Source organism: Tepidibacillus decaturensis, from assembly GCF_001561915.1.
In the GTDB taxonomy this organism is placed as follows: domain Bacteria; phylum Bacillota; class Bacilli; order Tepidibacillales; family Tepidibacillaceae; genus Tepidibacillus_B; species Tepidibacillus_B infernus.
Map to the genome: position 1 here is coordinate 1,932,338 of NZ_LSKU01000001.1, position 1,878 is coordinate 1,934,215.

Consider the following 1,878-nt stretch of genomic DNA (forward strand, 5'->3'; position numbering starts at 1 on the left):
AAAATAGGCTTTCTTGTCTTATAATAGGCATAGGGAGTCTTCCTTAAGTCTTGGAGTTGGTGTAGTTACTTACTCATTCGACATTTTGGGAGGTACTCCTTTTTTGGCTTTTAAAAGCCTTGAGCCTGTAAGGCTCATAATTATGAAATTGATTCAATTTGTTGAAAAAAGTATTCTTCGCCTTGTGCTGAATCATATGCAACCGCCCCTAAAACCAGTATATGCCGTCCACCAAAAAAGTGTATTCCCATTGTGTAACCACTCATTTTCCCGCCAAAGAAAGTAAGTGGTTACATCCTATGGAAATATTATATCGGAAAAAGAAAGAATAAGAATACCGTAATATGCCAGGGCATATTTATTTTTTGATTAATTTTATTAGTAAATAGACTATTACTAAATTAGACAAAATAAGAATAACAGATGGTGATCCTAAATCGAACATAAATTTCACCCCTCTTATATGTATGTAGATTGTTTTTTAACTTAATTATACTTTATCTCATTGTAGATAGACGTTAAACTCCAAAAGCACTAAAGAATTGGATATATGGAAAAATCCAATTCTTTAGTGTCAAAAATTTTAATTCTTTTCCGTTTACAATATATTACATTGAACCATCAGAATAATAATTGTCATCTTCTACAAATAACTTAAGATAAGAAGAACAACCACATCCAACTGAAATTGTATCCCAAGTTAATGCTGCATAAGCAGGACGATTATAATATAAATCTTCTTTCTGTCTCATAATTGAAAGACTTTTATTTTGATAAGTACCTCCTATGACCATTACTCTATCATCATAGACTTTTGAAATATAATCTGCGCCACCTTGAACAAAAGTGAAGTCTGCATAGAATTCAGCAGATTGTACTCCACTCGTCCCATCAATAAGAACTTCATAATAAGTACAATATCCTGAACCACAACTACTATAAAATTGAGAACTAACGTCTCCTTTTAATTCCTTTTCAGGTTTCATTTCAGTTTTTTTTAGTACTTTAACTTCTAATTTTAAAACGGAACCATCTGGGAATGTAATTTTCTTTAATGGATTCTTAAGACTGACTGATAAAGCATTTTCTGGAAGCTTTGCTAGTACTTCTGGATTCATGGCGTCAATCAATTCTCCGTTTTTATATTTATTAATAAGATTCTTTCGTGTTTTACTATCAATACCCAATTCTTTAAAATTTTTATCCAGTAATTTTTCTTCCTCTGGGGATAGGGTAATTTTGGAAGTAGTTTCATTAACAATTGTGTTGCCTGCAAAAGTGATCTCAGAAAAAACAACGAACAACATAAGAAAAATGCTCATAAATATTAAAGATTTTCTGTACATTATAGTCTACCTTCTTTCATTAATTAAAGTTGTTATTTTTACAAACAAAATAAAAATAAAATTGTAAAAATAAAATCTAATGCTGATATGGCAAATCGGTAGATTCATAGATTGTTGTCTCTATAGCTGTATACTGCTTGTTCGAAATTTGACTAATCTGAGTTGCACTAAAAAGTAGTAAAGATAAAATTATCCCTAAAACTACTCTTTTCATTTTCGCGCCTCCTCTCCCTTTGCAATCATTATATATAAATAAAAATATTCCTGTATTTGCCTTTATCGGCAATCTAACCTAATTAATACACTATTTCCTCATAAATTCTCGCTCATTTATCAAAAATTATAATTATAGGAATATTTGCTAATAAAACACATCGCTTGTACTTGCGAAGTGTAGTAAATCCTTTTTAAGTTTTTTACCTTTTATTTCTTAGCTGATGTGAAAACCATAATAGAAGACCGATTATGATGGAATATTTGTGGATTCCGATCCTGAATATTCATAGGATAATGAATATCTCCCTCTATAATG

Annotated in this window: 2 protein-coding genes; both read right to left on the reverse strand. The window is 30.4% G+C overall.

The annotated features are described in order from the left end of the window. Window positions 1-608: 608 nt before the first annotated feature. Window positions 609-1,346, reverse strand: coding sequence for a hypothetical protein (locus tag U473_RS09140; protein WP_068725545.1), 738 nt, complete (start codon window positions 1,344-1,346; stop codon window positions 609-611). A gap of 76 nt (window positions 1,347-1,422) precedes the next feature. Next, entirely contained in the window at window positions 1,423-1,560 is a 138-nt protein-coding gene (locus U473_RS14800; protein ID WP_161937320.1) for a hypothetical protein, read from the reverse strand. Window positions 1,561-1,878: the final 318 nt, after the last annotated feature.

Bases quoted from the DNA above. Each gene is read 5' to 3' on its own strand.
- U473_RS09140 (WP_068725545.1), bottom strand. From the start codon at position 1,346: ATGTACAGAAAATCTTTAATATTTATGAGCATTTTTCTTATGTTGTTC.
- U473_RS14800 (WP_161937320.1), bottom strand. From the start codon at position 1,560: ATGAAAAGAGTAGTTTTAGGGATAATTTTATCTTTACTACTTTTTAGT.